The following is a 13,778-nucleotide window of genomic DNA, read 5'->3' as shown; positions in this document are numbered from 1 at the left end:
TGTTGGCCGCCTGCACATTCGAGCGTGCATCAGGTGCTTTCCCAGTCGATCGGAGGATGACGTAATGAAGACCCGCAAAACTGTCGCTGGTGTCGTGTCGACGATCGTAGCGGTCGCCGTCGTCACGACCGGCGCTTCGGTTGTCATTGCCCCTGTCGCCTCCGCCGATCCCGGCAAGTTCCTCATCACCCGAGAGGTCCCCACCCTGGAGGATCTCCACGCCCAAGTCGCGTTCCTGATCGAAACACCCGCCTCCGACGAGGCCAAGGCCGCCAATATGGAAGGCGGCATGAAGGCGGTCGTGGTCGCGCGCACCCTCTACAACCTCGGCCTGTTCCGAGCTCCGCTCGGATCGAATCAGATCACCGGTCCCGAAACCCAGAACGGCAACGTGCACACCGCAATGCTGCGCAGCAAGACAGCGGGACGACCGGATCTGGTTGCGCGCGTGGTCTGGAAGCGTATCGATGGTGTCTGGAAGCTGTCCAACAGCTCCGTGTGCGAGGGCGTCAAGGCCGTGGGGCTGGCGATGGCCTGCAACTTCTGATCGGCTCCGTGCGCTGTGATCGATATTCGTGACCTCACCCTGAGCTACTCAGGCGTGACCGTCCTCGAAGTCCCCGAACTGACCGTGGCCGACGGTGCGCTCACCTACCTGATCGGTCTCAACGGCACCGGCAAGACCACGCTGCTGCGGTGCATCTGCGGCATCATCGCGCCGGTCATCGGCACCGTCCGGGTCGACGACACCCTCATCCGGGCCCATCACACCACACCGGCAACTCTCGGAATGCACCTCAACTACCGAGCCTTCGACCCACGCCACACCGCACGTCGGCACCTGCGCTGGATCGCGCGCGCTCGTGGACTGCCCGCCGGCCGGGTCGGCGACGTCCTCGAGATGGTCGACCTCGTCCGAGTCGCCGATCGCCGGCTGGGGCACTATTCGCTCGGCATGCTCCAACGTGTCGGCATCGCCGCCGCATTGCTCTCCGAGCCTCGAACTCTGCTGCTCGATGAACCTCTCAACGGCCTCGACATCGCGGGCATCCGCTGGATACGTGAACTGCTGCGCCACCTCGCCGATGCCGGGACCTGTGTCCTGGTTGCCACGCACCTGCTCGATGAGGTCGAACGCAACGCCGACCGCATCGTCGTCCTCGGAAACCAGCGCATTCTGACCGACCAGCCGTTCGCCCAGCTCATGAACACCCTGGGTCCTGGCGAGACCAGCCTCGAAGACGCCTACCTGCGAATCGCCGGACTGCCGACCGACTTCTCGTTCGGCGTGGCCCCATGAACAGTCCCGGCCCGGCCACCCTGATCCGCCGCGGCATCGCCGCCGAATGGACCCGCACCACCGGACGCAGCTTCCTCTGGACCGCCGCCGTCCCCCTCGCCTTCGTTCTGCCGCTGGTCATCACCTTCGGAATCGCCGCCGTCGCAGAACGACTCGCCACCCTCCCCGGACAGAGTTACGTAGCCAAGGTCTCCACCACCAACTCCGTATACTGGGTGATCACTTTGTCCGTGTCGGTCATGATGGTCACCACCGCCTACGCCCACGCCACCCAATGGCGCGGTCAGACAAGCGATCTCAATGCCTTCCTGTTTCCCCGGTCCTGGACGGTCGCGTTGGCCCGGTGGCTCTACTACGGCGCCATCGCGGCGATAACGACAGTCGTTCTGCTCGTCGTCGTCATGGTCACGCTGCCACACCAGTTCCCGCAAATCTATGGGGCAGTGGACATCACCGACTCCGCTGGTATCCGGTTCCTCTGGACCGTCCCGAGCTACGCGTTCGCCGCATGTGGAGTGGGTGTCGCGGTCGGGTCACTGATTCGCACTCCGTCCGCCGCCGTCGCCGTCCTCTTGTTCTGGGTCTATGTGGCCGAGAACGCCATCAATCTGCTACCCCATGGATATACCCTGCAGGCCTACGCACCGTTCCTCAACGCCGTCGCCGCAACCGGCCAGGAAGTCGCCTTCCTCCCTCGCTTCGGCCGCAATGGATCTCTGCTCTACTTCATCCTCATCGCTATTGCCCTCTTCATCAGCACAGCCGTCCTACCGGTCCTCATTCGCCGGATGTCCGGACATCGCAGAACGACGCTCACCAAATCAAGCACAACCTGAGCCAAGCCCCGCGCGATTACACAGAGACTGGACGAACCTCGAGCGGAAGCCTTCCCATCACCGGGATCGGACCCATGGCTCGCGGGAGCTTCTTGGTTGTCACCGGCTGGAACTCCCACTTCGACAGCAGACTGTGCAGAGTCGTTTGCAGTGCCATCCAGGAATAATTATTACCGATACACATCTGATTGCCCATGCTGAACGGAACGAAGCTCCTGCATTTCGCCCCAGAGCGGGAGGCCGACCACCGATCGGGGTCGAAAGTGTTCGGATCGGCGAAAATATGCGGGTTGCGGTGAATAGCTGCAATGCTGTAGCCGATATCGGTTCCAGCGGGAAATGTGAAACCGTCGAGTTCGACCGTGGTGACGCTGCGTCTCGTCTGCAGCAGTGGCGAATGGATCCGCGTGACCTCGTTCAGGAACCGGTTCAGGTAGTCGAGCTGGTCGAGGCCTCGGGGGCTGAGATCTCCTGCGGCGGAGATCTCTTGCTGCAGTTTCGAAGCCACCTCCGGACGCTGGGACAACTCGTACAGAGCCCAGGTCAGCATGGCGGTCGAGGCGTCGATGCCGCCGAAGAGAATGGTCACGGCCTGCTCTGCCAGGAACTTGTCACTACGCGATCCATCATCTGACGAATTCAGCAGGATGTCGATCAGGTCGTTCCGGCGGTCACCGCTGTTCCGGCGCGCGACGAGCAGGCCCTGGCAGTACTCCCGCAGTTGTGTTCCAGCCGACAGGAATTTGCGGTTCACCGGCAATGGCAGACTCGCAACCCTCTTCGGCAGCACACTGCCCACTATGGCACCCGCGCCTATATCCTCGATCAGACCCGAGATGAGTTGTAGCTCCTCGGTATCGGGTTCGTGCGAGAACATGGACCCTAGCAGGTTGGCGATCACCAAATCCAGCAGTACGGAACGGGCCTCGACAATCTGGCCTGGCTGCCACGAACTCGCCAACGCATCCGCGTTACGCTTTATGACGTGCGCATAGCTTTCCAACTCTGTTCGATGGAACGCGGGTTGGAGCATACGACGAAGATCCCTGTGTTGCTGACCATCCGCGACGATCAACGATTCCCCGAATATGAGCCGGATGCGTTCGAAGAGGAGCCCTCGCTCGTAGGCGTCGGAGTTCTCTACCAACACCCTGTGGAGTAGTTCGAAATCTGTAATGACATAGACAACGAGATTGCCGATATCGACACGCGCTATTTTCCCGACGCTGGCCAGATCCACCATGAACTGGACTGGATCACGCCATATTTTCCAACCGTGTCCGAGAACCGGCAAACGTCCGGGCCCGCACGGGACGTCACGAAGATCCACTGCATGCTGCCTTTCTTTCGGCAGGTTCGAGGCCAGAGATCGTCTCCTTCACCACCACGTCACAGCTGTTGCCATGCACCACCACCCCGTCGGCGGCACAACGCTGGGCCACGGCCCGGCCGATGCCGCTGGACGCCTCGGCTACGAGAAGCCGTCCTTCCGACTAGGTCAGTCATAGCCAACTCCTGGATCAGTGTGTCGGGCAACGATCTCCGCACAACCCTCGGCAAACCTGCCTCGGTCCCCGACTTCTCCGATCGTCCACGCGAGGACTCCTGATAGGTGACAACCGAGCTGGATCACTGAGGCCTGTTGTCCATCAACACGTTACATCAGCCGGGACCTCGGCCCGGCCCCGACTTTTCTGCCGAACCGCCAACGGCCCGCGCGCCGTTCACAGCAGAGGTCACCTTCTCCTGTTCAGGTTGGCGAACAGCTCTCGATCGGCGGCGCGCGCCGCGTCGAGTCCTCGGTCGCGTTCATCGAGTTGCCCGCGCAGTTCGGCGACCCGTTGTTCGAGGGCGGTGATGCGGCGCTGAAGTCGGCCGATGTCTTCTGGTGCACCGAGACCGGATTCGCACCATGCTCACTCACCCAGCAGTTCTGAGCTCGAGTTTCAAGTACCGAGTTTCACGACCACTCTCGTACCCCCGTACGGCGAATCCTCGATGGTGACGGTACCGCGGTGTGCGGCAACGATTTCCGCGACTATCGCGAGTCCGAGCCCGGTTCCGCCGCTGTCGCGGCCGCGGTCGTCCTGGAGGCGGACGAAGCGCTCGAAGACCCGTTCCCGTTCGGACACCGGGATTCCGGGGCCGTCGTCGTCGACGATCAACTGTGCGCCGGACAGGGTTCGCACGGTGCGGATGGTGACGATCGAGCGCGTGTGGGTGATGGCGTTGCCGAGCAGATTGCGGGCGACCCGCGTCAGCGATCGTGCGTCGCCGCGGACTCTGACCGGGTTGAACTGTCTGGCGAGTGTCACATCCGCGGGATGACGCGTCGCCTCGAGCGCGATGGCGGCGACATCGTCGAGGTCGACGTCGGTGAGCGGGACGGTGAGGCCGTTCTCGTCGGCGGCGGCGAGCATGAGCAGGTCATCGATGAGGTAGCGCATCCGTTCCGCTTCGGGAAGCAGTGTGCGGGCGGCGAGGTCGGTATCGAATGCCCGGGGATGGTCGCGGGCGAGTTCCAATCCGCTCAGAACGGTGGCCAGCGGGCTGCGCAGTTCGTGGGACGCGTCGGACAGGAAACGCCGCTGGGCGAGGTGACCGGCCTCGATCCGGCCGAGCATCTCGTTCATGGTGGCGGCCAGCCGGGCGACCTCGTCGCGGGCCGAGGGCACCGGCACCCGTTCGGACAGCCCGGTACTGCCGATTCCCGCGACGCGCGAACGGATCGCCTCCACCGACAGCAGCGAACGCCCCACCAGCGCATAGGTCGCTCCGGCGGCGACCGCGACGACGACCGGGGTGCCGATCGCCAAGGCGAGCGCCACCTCCCCCATGGTGTCCTCGATGGGTTGGATATCCGCCGCGACCAGCACCGTGACGCGCCCGCACGGGGAGTCGACCCGACGCGCGGACAACCGCAGATCCGAATCTCTGCCCAGCGGCTGCCCGACGACGTCGTCCGCGGCCGGAACCAGCCGCGGATGGGTGCCGGGCCGCGCGGAGGATCGCAGCAATCGCCCTGAGCTGTCGGAGATTTCGACGATGCTGACATATCCGTTGGGGACCAGCAGTGCCGGATTCGCGGTCATCGGCGGGGTCGTGCGCAATTGCGCGGTGACGTCGTCGAGCCGAGCGGTGGCGGCGCTGTCGACGGTGCCGAGCAGCGATCGCCCCAGCAGCACCAGCATCAGTCCCTCGCCGAAACCGAGCACGATCGTGATGACAGCCGTGGCGACCAGCGCCGAGCGCAGCCGCAAGCCCCAGCGGGACGGCGGCCACAACCCCGCGAGGCGTTCGCGGATTCGCATCTGCGGTCGCATACCGACTCCTCATCACACGTGCATAGTTTGCTTAGCCTAAGTTAAGGTGAAACGTCGGGTCGAGTCACCATCAGGGGGTTTGCGGGGCCGGAAAGGGGTGCACAGGTCATGCGTGTGCTGGTAGTCGAGGACGAGGCGGGTCTGGCGGAAACCGTTCGCCGCGGCCTCGAGCAGGAGGGATTTCACGTCGACATCGCGGGCAACGGCGTCGACGGACTGTGGATGGCGACCGAGTACGACTTCGATGCGATCGTGCTCGACATCATGATGCCGGGGTTGAGCGGATACGAAGTCCTGCGCGGGATCCGCGCCGGGGACGTCACGACGCCGGTGCTCATGCTGACCGCCAAGAACGGCGATCTCGACGAGGCCGACGCCCTCGATATGGGCGCGGACAACTACCTCACCAAACCGTTCTCGTTCGTGGTGCTCATCGCCCGGTTGCGCGCCCTGATGCGGCGGCAGTCACCGCAGCAGCAGGAGATTCTCACCGTCGGCGATCTGGCCCTGGACCCGAGCCAACGGTCGGTGCGTCGCGGTGAGGTCGAATTGTCTCTGACGCCAAGGGAATTCGGATTACTGGAGTTCCTGATGCGGCATCCCGGTGCGGTGGTGAGCAAGTCGGAGATCCTGCGCAACGTCTGGGACAGCCACTACGACGGTCCGGACAACGTGGTGGCCGTCTACATCCGGTACCTGCGCAGCAAGATCGATATCCCTTTCGACAGAACGACTTTGAAGACCCATCGCGGGGTCGGATACCAGTTGGCCGACTAGATCCGGCACAGTCGGGCAACCGGCATCCGCGACCCGCGACGGATATGGCCGCGACCGATCTCATCGCCGCTGCCCCGGGACGCGAACCGGGCAGCACCCGGCCGAATTCCGTACAGCGACCCCTCAACCGATCGATCGCGCACCGCCCACGGTCCGGCTCGGCTGCGGCGAAAGTGTCGGCGCCGAGAACACTCGACACCGAACACCTGCACTCGACTCCGGACCGACGGGCGGTTGGTCTACTCGGCGCGCAGATCGGCGCGAAACTGCCTGAGCAGCAGCACCGCCGTCGCCCCGAATCCGGCGCACAAGCCCAGCCAGATCCCGTATCCGCGCCAGTGCAGCAGATAGGCGGCGATGAGCATGACCGGAATTCCGACGCCCCAGTAGCTGATCAGCGTGATACGCAGACTCGAGGTGGTGTTCCCCAGACCGCGCAGCAATCCGACGCAGATGTTCTGCGCGCCTTTGAGATATTGGTGCGCGATGGCGAACCACAGCAACGCGCTCGCGGTGGCCACCACTGCGGCGCTGTCGTTGTGCAGGAACGGAGTCAACACCGCCCGCGGCGCGAGGCAGTACAACAGTCCGAACGCCGTCATGGCCACCACGCTCACAGTGAGCACCCGGCGCGCGATATGCCCGGCCTCGTCGCGGTCACCGCGCCCCACACTGCGGCTGACCAGGATCGAAGATCCCTGGGACAGACCGATGTTCAGCTGATACACGATATAGGCGAGCTGATTGACGATATTGCTCGCGGCCAGCAACTCCGGGCCGAAGATGCCCATGAGCACGGTCGCGACGGAGGTGATCGCGGCCTCGTTGCCGTAGGTGAACGCGATCGGGGTGCCCATCTTGACGACGCGGCGCACGGTCGCCCGGTCGACATTCCACAGATTCAGCGCGAGCAGTCCGGTCAATTGCGCGTCCCGCCGGATCTGCAGGTACAGCGAGACCAACGTGAACACCTGAACCAGCGTGGTGGCCAGGCCGATACCGGTCGCCCCGAGCTTGGGCAGGCCGAGCCAGCCGTAGATGAACGCGGCGTCCAACAGCACGTTGACCACGATCGACACCAGCGTGACGCGCAGCAGCGACCCGGGCCTGCGCATCCCGACGGTGAACTGCCGCAACACATTCAGCCACAGCATCGGCACCAGACCGGGGGCCAGGGCGATCATCATCGGCCGCGCCATGTCGACCACTTCGCGACGTTGTCCGAACAGCGGCAGCGCGAATCCGAGCCCGATCAGGATCACCGCGGCCAGCATCGAGACCAGCGTCGCGACGAACAGTCCGGCACGGACCAGCTCCCGGATCTCGGTGCGCGCCTCATCGTCGAGTTCGTCACTGCCGGTGCGCTTCTCGCCGCGGCCGACCGCACCGGCGATCTGATTCCCGATTCCGGTGACCATGCCGACGCTAGTCGTGCGCAACTGGTTGTAGAGCAGGATGGCCATCCCGCCCGCGGCGATGGCGGTGACGCCGAGCAGACCCATCATCGCCAGATCGACCGTGGTCAAGGCGACTTGGGCCAGCTGGATCCCGGCGATCGGGGAGGCCAGCGCGATGACGGGCCGGTATTCGCGCAATCGGCCCGTGGGATTGCCGAGCAGTGCGGACATCACGCGCCCGCCTTCCGGCACAGATCGGCGGCCGCGATATCCACCGAATCGGCGTAGGCATCGAGCAGCCGGTGCAGCCGCCGATGGGCGGCCTCGTCGAGAAGTCCGCGCGCGCGGAGCCAGTCGTCGTCGTACATGGTGTCCAGATATTTCTCCCCGGCATCGCAGACGAGCACCACGATCGTGCTTCCGGCCGGCACCAGGGCCAGGCGGCGCAGCGCGAGACTGATTGCGGCGCCGGCGGTTCCGCCGATCAGCAGACCGGTGCGGCGAGCCACGACCCGCGCGGTGGTGAAGGCCGCGACATCGCCGACCGGCACGCCTTCGTCGATGCAGCTGTAGTCGACATTGCTGCCCACGGTGAAGCCGGGCGGACTCCCCGCGCCGGTCTGCCAGTAGCTGCCGCCGGGACCGCCGAAGATGATCGAACCGACCGGCTCGACCCCGATCGTGGTGACCGGCACGCCGCGGCTGCGCAGTTCCCGGGTGGTACCGCACAGCGATCCCCCGGTGCCGACCGCGCCGATCAGATAGTCGATCCGATCGAGCGTGTCGGTCAATTCCCCGGCGAGTTCGGCGTATCCGTCGTTGTTGGCGGGATTGTTGTGCTGATCGGGGCGGAAAGCCCCGGTGCGAGCGGCGATCTCGTCCGCGACCCGGCGTCGCTCCACGGTGCTCGGCCCGCCGGTGGCATCGCTGTCGACCAGGACCAGTTCGGCGCCCATCGCGGCCATGGCCCGCAGTTTGTCGCGTGCGGCATGCGCATCCACCACCGCGGTGAAGCGGTATCCCCGCTCCAGCGCGATCATGGCCAGTCCGAGACCGGTGTTGCCGGAGGTCGGTTCGACGATATGGCCGCCCGGCCGCAACCGGCCGGTGCGTTCGGCCGCGAGAACCATCTGCCGGGCCATCCGGATCTTGCCGGAGCCGGTCGGGTTGAACTGTTCGAGTTTGAGCAGCAACCGAGTGCCCGAACCGGTGCGGGTGAGCTCCAGCAGGGGCGTATCGCCGACGAGCGCGGAAGCGTGATCCGCGATCGCAGCGGTCGATCGGCTGAGCGTGGTCAGCATGGTGGCGTTCCTCCGAATCGCGGCGGTATCAGTGGGAGTCGATCGACCAGGTGTACCGACCGTCCCGGGTGTGGATGCGGACCTTGGGCGGCAGCGGCAGCTGATGGAAGCCACTCTCGTTCTTGTCCATCTGATATCCGGCGGTGTTGGGGTAGACGATCAGGTCGCCGTATCGCGGCGCTCGCTCGAAAGCTATTTTGCGCCAGGTCAATACGTCGTACTCCAGGCAACTGGAACCGCCGATGAAGGCGGCGATCGGGCCGTCGTCCGCGGCGGAGTCACCGGCGGGCCACAGCAGCGGATCGGGCAGGAATTCACTGCCCTTCCACTGTTCGGAGATGCTCATGCTGAGTCCGCCGACGGTGACCGCGAAATGCTCACCGCGCGCCTTGCACCCCTGCACCGGGAACACCGTGAACCCCGCCTGATCGAGCAGCGCCCGCCCGGGTTCGCACAGCAGCCGGGTGCCGGTCTCGACGAAACGCGACCCGACACGTTCCAGGACGGCGGTGAGCATATCCGCCCCGACCGGCGCCTGATGGTAGGGGTAGAAGCGGTTGAATTGCTTTGCGGCGTGGAACCATTCGTCGGAGTAGTCGTGCTGGAAACGTCGCCAGTCCTCGGGATCGACGTACTCGCAGGCGAATCCGCCGCCGATGTCGATCGCCGTGGCGGCCAGCCCGCGCGCCCGCGCGTCCAGGCAGCGGTCGATCAACTCGTTCGCCAGGTCCGCCCGCGGTTGCGGCAGGTAGCCGTCGAGATGGAAGGAGAACCCGTCCATCGTGATGTGCTCGCGCACCTGCACACAGCGTTCCAAGGCGCGGTCGAGTTGCTCGGGATCCAACCCGAATCGGCTGTTCGGGCCGGTCGGCGGCAGTACCCGCAGCAGAATCCGGGCGGCGACGCCGACGTCGACGAGCCGCTCCAGCTCATCGAGATCGTCGATCGCGATCAGGCATTCGTGCCGGGCGGCGAGCCAGAGCAGTTCGGTGGATTTGGCGGGTCCGGTCACGACAATCTCGCGACCACGCACACCGTGACCGAGTGCGTGCACCAGTTCCGGGGCGCTGGCGACGTCGACCCCGCCGTCGTGCCGGGCGCATTCGTCCAACCAGGCTCCGGCCTTGTTGGCCTTCTTGCCGAAGTAGATTCGGCCCTGGACGCCCGCGGCGCGCAGTGCGGCACGGAACGCGTCCAGATTGGCGGCGAACCGGCCGGGGTCGATGACGTGGAACGGGCCGCCGACCGCGTGCGCGATATCGCCGAGCAGCGTGGGATCGGCCTGTACCGCCGACGCCCACTCCGACTGCCGGGCCGCGAGGGCGGGGCCGATATTCGGCGCGGTGATCTGATTCGACGCTGTCATGTCCATAACTCGACGTTCTGTCCTCGTCCGGCGGCGATGGCACGGGTGGCGAAGGCGTGCGCGACCGGAATATCGGTGATGATCATGCCACTGGAGAATGCGAACACCCGGTCGGTCGGCGTGCGGCGGCCCGGCGACTTCCCGGCGAGGATGTCGGGCAGTACCGCGTCGACGCGCACCTCTCCCCCGGACGCCAATCGTGTTCCGGTGACGCCCAATTGGCCGATGCTCGTGGTGATGTTGTAGTCCGAATCGCGCATCGCGCCGGCCGCGACGCCCTTGCTGGCGACCGAGATCATCAACCCGCCGGGCGGCAGCCACTGCACATCGATCGGTGGATGCGCGGCGCGGCCCGAGGCGACGACCACGATGTCGGAGGCGGCGACCGCCTCGCGCACATCCTCGACCATCTCCAGCTCACGGTCCGGGAAGTGTTCGCGCAGTGTGCGTTTCGAGGAGGCTATGCCCTCGGGGTGGGTGCCGAACAGCCGGATGGTCGCCAGGTCCGGCAGCACCGTGAGCAGATACGGCAGTGTGTTCACCCCCTGCACCCCGGTGCCGATCATCAACGCCGAGCGGGCGCCGGGCGCGGCACACGAGCGTGCGATCAACGCGGTGGTGGCCGGTGTGCGCGAGGCGCCGATGCGCTGGCAATCCATCAGCGCGAACGGGAGTCCGGTCACGTCGTCGTACAGAGTGATCGTGGTGTAGTACTTCTCGTTCGTCTGGCTGCCCTGGCGATACGAGGTCTTGAAACCGAGGTGTTCGAGGTTGGCGTCGTAGCCGAGCATCGAATACGACACCGAATCGCGCCGCTCGTCGGGCAGCGGCATCATCAGTTTGGTCGGGCATCGGGACTCGCCCCGCGCGAAGGCGAGGTAGCCGTCTTCGACGGCACTGATCACATCCGACGGGGACACCTGCAGGTCCGCCAGATCGCTCCGGGTGAGGATATGCATGGGGATGCGGTCCAATCGTGGTGCTGGGAATCCGCTGAGAAGACGCGGCATTTGAGAGGCTAGCCTTACCTAATCAGCTACTGCAAGGATTTAAGGAAAGTCTTGGTCAGGGCAACTTTCGGGCTCGCCCGTCGCCGTTGACATCATCCGAACCGGATGCCTAGCCTTTCCGAAGATGAGGGAAGGCTAACCGAATATGTCCTGCTATATGTCATCCGGCTCGGGTCGGCAACCGGGCAGCTCGCACACCCCGCTCCGACCGCGCGGACGAGCGTTGTCGATCGCGGTTCTGCTCACGACGGTCCTGGTGCTGTTGATCAGCGGTTGCAGTCCGAGCACGACCACCGCGTCGGACGGACGCACGACGACGATCACCGATGCGCTCGGGCGCAAGGTCCAGGTGCGGCTGCCGGCGCACCGGGTGCTCCTGGGCGGGCAACGGCTGATCTACACCACGGCGTTCCTGAACAAGGACGACCCCACTCGCGACGTGGCGGGCTGGCCGGACGATCTGCTGCAGAACGACCCCGACACGTACGACAAGTACCGGGCGCGCTTCGCGCAGATCGACAAGGTCACCACCACCGGTGAGATCTCGGCCGGATCACTGTCCGCCGAACAGGCGCTGCAGCTGCGTCCGGACGTATTCGTCGTCAGCGCAGCGAGTTTCAAGGCGGCGCAGGACGCCGGAATCGTCAGCAAGCTGGACAAGGCCGGTATCCCGACGGTCGTGATCGACTACTTCGTCGACCCCGTGGCGCACACCGTGCCCAGCATTCGCGCGCTCGGCCAGATCTTCGGCCGGGAGCAGCAGGCCCAGGTATTCATCGACTACTACCAGGCCAAGGTCACGATGGTGCGCGACCGGCTGGCCGCCGCGCACGCGACCCCGACACCGGCCTTCCTGTGGCGAGCGCCCGGTTATTACGACTGCTGTTCGACTTTCGCGCGCAGCAATCTCGCCGCGATCGTCGCCGCGGCGGGCGGGGCAAACCTCGGTGACGAACTGCTGTCCACCCCGCAGGGCACGCTCTCGCCGGAGAAGATCCTCGAGCGCAACCCCGCGGTCATCATCGCCACCGGCGCGAACTGGGCGCCGGGCAAGACGCCGGTCAAGGCGGGCGGTTTCGTGGCGCTCGGCTACGACGAGACCCCCGAGGCGGCGCGCAGCCAGCTGGCGTCGGTCGTGTCGAAACAGCCGGGCTTCGACACCCTCGCCGCGGTCCGCGACCATCGCACCTTCGCGCTGTGGCACCACTTCTACGATTCGCCGTACAACTACCTGGCCATCGAGTGGATGGCGAAATGGCTGCATCCCGAGCTGTTCGGCGATGTGGACCCCAGTGCCGAACTGACCGAACTGCATACGAAGTTCCTGCCGATCTCCGCCAGCGGCACCTTCTGGACGGGACTGTCGTGATCACGGCGAACCGGACGCCGGTCGAACGAGCGGTCTCCGCGCAGGAGGGCTACCGGGCGCTGAACCGTCGCCGGATGCTGATCGTCACCGCACTGGCACTGCTCACGGTGGTGGTGTTCTGCGGTGACGTCATGATCGGCGGCGCGCCGATGCCGGTGGGCGATCTACTCCGCGCGGCCTTGACGCCGGGGCACGCGCCCGCCGTCGACGACCAGATCGTCTGGGGCATAAGACTTCCCATGTCGGTCACCGGAATTCTGGTCGGCGGCGCGCTGGCCGCGGCCGGTGCGGGGATGCAGACGATCCTGAACAATCCGCTCGCCGAGCCCTATACACTCGGCGTCTCCGCCGCCGCGGGCTTCGGCGCGGCACTGGCCGCCGTCACCGGGATCACCAGCCTGCTGCCCCTGGGCAACGAACTCGGAATGGCAGGCAGCGCATGGATATTCGCGATCGGGGCCTGCCTGATCATCCTGGGCTTCAGCCGGCTGCGCGGCACCGGGGCGGAAACCATGATCCTGCTGGGAATCGCGATCGTCTTCCTGTTCAACGCACTGCTCGCGCTGATGCAGTACGTCGCCTCCGAGGTGCAACTGCAGCAGGTGGTGTTCTGGACGCTGGGCAGTCTCAGCCGCGCGACGTGGCCGCAGATCGGCACCCTCGCGGTCGTCACCGCGGTGCTGCTGCCCTTCTTCTATTGGCAGGCATGGACATTGACCGCGTTCCGGATGGGTGACGACCGCGCCAACGCCCTGGGCGTACCGGTCGACCGGATGCGCACCATCGCACTGGTGGGCGTCTCGCTGCTGGCCGCCACCGCCGTATCGATCGCGGGCACCATCGGCTTCATCGGACTCGTCGGCCCGCACATCGCGCGGATCCTGGTCGGCGAGGACCAGCGCTACTTCCTCACCGCCTCGATCCTGAGCGGCGCGACGCTGCTCACCGGGGCCTCGATGGTCAGCAAGATCGTCGTGCCGGGCGTGATCATCCCGGTCGGCGTCATCACCTCGCTGGTCGGCGTTCCGGTCTTCCTGCTCATCATCATGACCCGGCGACAGCGGACGTGGACTTAACGGTTCTCTCGCCCGAAGGCGGA

12 protein-coding genes are annotated in these 13,778 nt (G+C 65.6%); 6 read left to right on the top strand and 6 right to left on the bottom strand.

Going from position 1 to position 13,778, the window contains the following annotated elements:
• Nucleotides 1-64 precede the first annotated feature (64 nt).
• From ON40_RS05275 to ON40_RS05265, 3 genes are read left to right on the top strand one after another with little or no spacing between them, the layout of a single operon-like run.
• A complete protein-coding gene (locus tag ON40_RS05275; protein ID WP_040819049.1) occupies nucleotides 65-547 on the top strand; it encodes an MTB12 C-terminal domain-containing protein in 483 nt (160 codons plus the stop codon).
• 54 nt (nucleotides 548-601) lie between these two features.
• Nucleotides 602-1,300: an ABC transporter ATP-binding protein gene (locus ON40_RS05270; protein WP_245567676.1), complete on the top strand. Its 699-nt coding sequence runs from the start codon at nucleotides 602-604 to the stop codon at nucleotides 1,298-1,300.
• A complete protein-coding gene (locus ON40_RS05265; RefSeq protein ID WP_051192709.1) occupies nucleotides 1,297-2,136 on the top strand; it encodes a hypothetical protein in 840 nt (279 codons plus the stop codon). The genes ON40_RS05270 and ON40_RS05265 overlap by 4 nt, the downstream gene beginning before the upstream one ends.
• A gap of 16 nt (nucleotides 2,137-2,152) precedes the next feature.
• On the opposite strand, the gene ON40_RS05260 is transcribed toward ON40_RS05265, so the two are convergent.
• Nucleotides 2,153-3,466, bottom strand: coding sequence for a cytochrome P450 (locus ON40_RS05260; protein WP_157186199.1), 1,314 nt, complete (start codon nucleotides 3,464-3,466; stop codon nucleotides 2,153-2,155).
• 616 nt (nucleotides 3,467-4,082) lie between these two features.
• Complete coding sequence (locus ON40_RS05255) at nucleotides 4,083-5,459, bottom strand: sensor histidine kinase (RefSeq protein WP_245567675.1); 1,377 nt, start codon at nucleotides 5,457-5,459, stop codon at nucleotides 4,083-4,085.
• Nucleotides 5,460-5,567: 108 nt separating this feature from the next.
• Here ON40_RS05255 and ON40_RS05250 point away from each other — a divergent pair, with 108 nt between their 5' ends.
• Nucleotides 5,568-6,236 carry a response regulator transcription factor gene (locus ON40_RS05250; protein WP_040819040.1) on the top strand — a complete coding sequence of 223 codons (669 nt, stop codon included), beginning with the start codon at nucleotides 5,568-5,570 and terminating at the stop codon, nucleotides 6,234-6,236.
• Between the two features lie 239 nt (nucleotides 6,237-6,475).
• Here ON40_RS05250 and ON40_RS05245 read toward each other — a convergent pair whose 3' ends face one another.
• From ON40_RS05245 to ON40_RS05230, 4 genes are read right to left on the bottom strand one after another with little or no spacing between them, the layout of a single operon-like run.
• Nucleotides 6,476-7,864, bottom strand: coding sequence for an MATE family efflux transporter (locus ON40_RS05245; RefSeq protein ID WP_051192747.1), 1,389 nt, complete (start codon nucleotides 7,862-7,864; stop codon nucleotides 6,476-6,478).
• Nucleotides 7,864-8,934 (bottom strand): PLP-dependent cysteine synthase family protein, encoded by a 1,071-nt coding sequence (locus tag ON40_RS05240; protein ID WP_051192708.1) that lies wholly within the window; start codon nucleotides 8,932-8,934, stop codon nucleotides 7,864-7,866. The genes ON40_RS05245 and ON40_RS05240 overlap by 1 nt, the downstream gene beginning before the upstream one ends.
• Nucleotides 8,935-8,962: 28 nt before the next feature.
• Nucleotides 8,963-10,300 (bottom strand): type III PLP-dependent enzyme domain-containing protein, encoded by a 1,338-nt coding sequence (locus ON40_RS05235; protein WP_085997652.1) that lies wholly within the window; start codon nucleotides 10,298-10,300, stop codon nucleotides 8,963-8,965.
• Nucleotides 10,297-11,259: an ornithine cyclodeaminase gene (locus tag ON40_RS05230; RefSeq protein WP_218008740.1), complete on the bottom strand. Its 963-nt coding sequence runs from the start codon at nucleotides 11,257-11,259 to the stop codon at nucleotides 10,297-10,299. Before ON40_RS05230 ends, ON40_RS05235 begins: the two co-directional genes overlap by 4 nt.
• Nucleotides 11,260-11,533: 274 nt before the next feature.
• Between ON40_RS05230 and ON40_RS05225 the strand changes: the two genes are divergently transcribed.
• On the top strand, nucleotides 11,534-12,679 hold the full coding sequence (locus ON40_RS05225; protein WP_040819031.1) for an ABC transporter substrate-binding protein: 1,146 nt from the start codon (nucleotides 11,534-11,536) through the stop codon (nucleotides 12,677-12,679).
• On the top strand, nucleotides 12,676-13,755 hold the full coding sequence (locus tag ON40_RS05220) for a FecCD family ABC transporter permease (protein ID WP_245567674.1): 1,080 nt from the start codon (nucleotides 12,676-12,678) through the stop codon (nucleotides 13,753-13,755). Before ON40_RS05225 ends, ON40_RS05220 begins: the two co-directional genes overlap by 4 nt.
• Nucleotides 13,756-13,778: the final 23 nt, after the last annotated feature.

Source organism: Nocardia jiangxiensis NBRC 101359, from assembly GCF_000308615.1.
GTDB classification, from domain to species: domain Bacteria; phylum Actinomycetota; class Actinomycetes; order Mycobacteriales; family Mycobacteriaceae; genus Nocardia; species Nocardia jiangxiensis.
This window is presented reverse-complemented; position numbering and strand designations above follow the sequence as displayed.

What these genes read in the sequence shown, in the direction of transcription:
- ON40_RS05275 (WP_040819049.1), top strand. Translation starts at nt 65, where the DNA reads ATGAAGACCCGCAAAACTGTCGCTGGTGTCGTGTCGACGATCGTAGCG.
- ON40_RS05265 (WP_051192709.1), top strand. Translation starts at nt 1,297, where the DNA reads ATGAACAGTCCCGGCCCGGCCACCCTGATCCGCCGCGGCATCGCCGCC.
- ON40_RS05255 (WP_245567675.1), bottom strand. Translation starts at nt 5,459, where the DNA reads ATGCGACCGCAGATGCGAATCCGCGAACGCCTCGCGGGGTTGTGGCCG.
- ON40_RS05250 (WP_040819040.1), top strand. Translation starts at nt 5,568, where the DNA reads ATGCGTGTGCTGGTAGTCGAGGACGAGGCGGGTCTGGCGGAAACCGTT.
- ON40_RS05245 (WP_051192747.1), bottom strand. Translation starts at nt 7,864, where the DNA reads ATGTCCGCACTGCTCGGCAATCCCACGGGCCGATTGCGCGAATACCGG.
- ON40_RS05240 (WP_051192708.1), bottom strand. Translation starts at nt 8,934, where the DNA reads ATGCTGACCACGCTCAGCCGATCGACCGCTGCGATCGCGGATCACGCT.
- ON40_RS05235 (WP_085997652.1), bottom strand. Translation starts at nt 10,300, where the DNA reads ATGACAGCGTCGAATCAGATCACCGCGCCGAATATCGGCCCCGCCCTC.
- ON40_RS05230 (WP_218008740.1), bottom strand. Translation starts at nt 11,259, where the DNA reads ATGCATATCCTCACCCGGAGCGATCTGGCGGACCTGCAGGTGTCCCCG.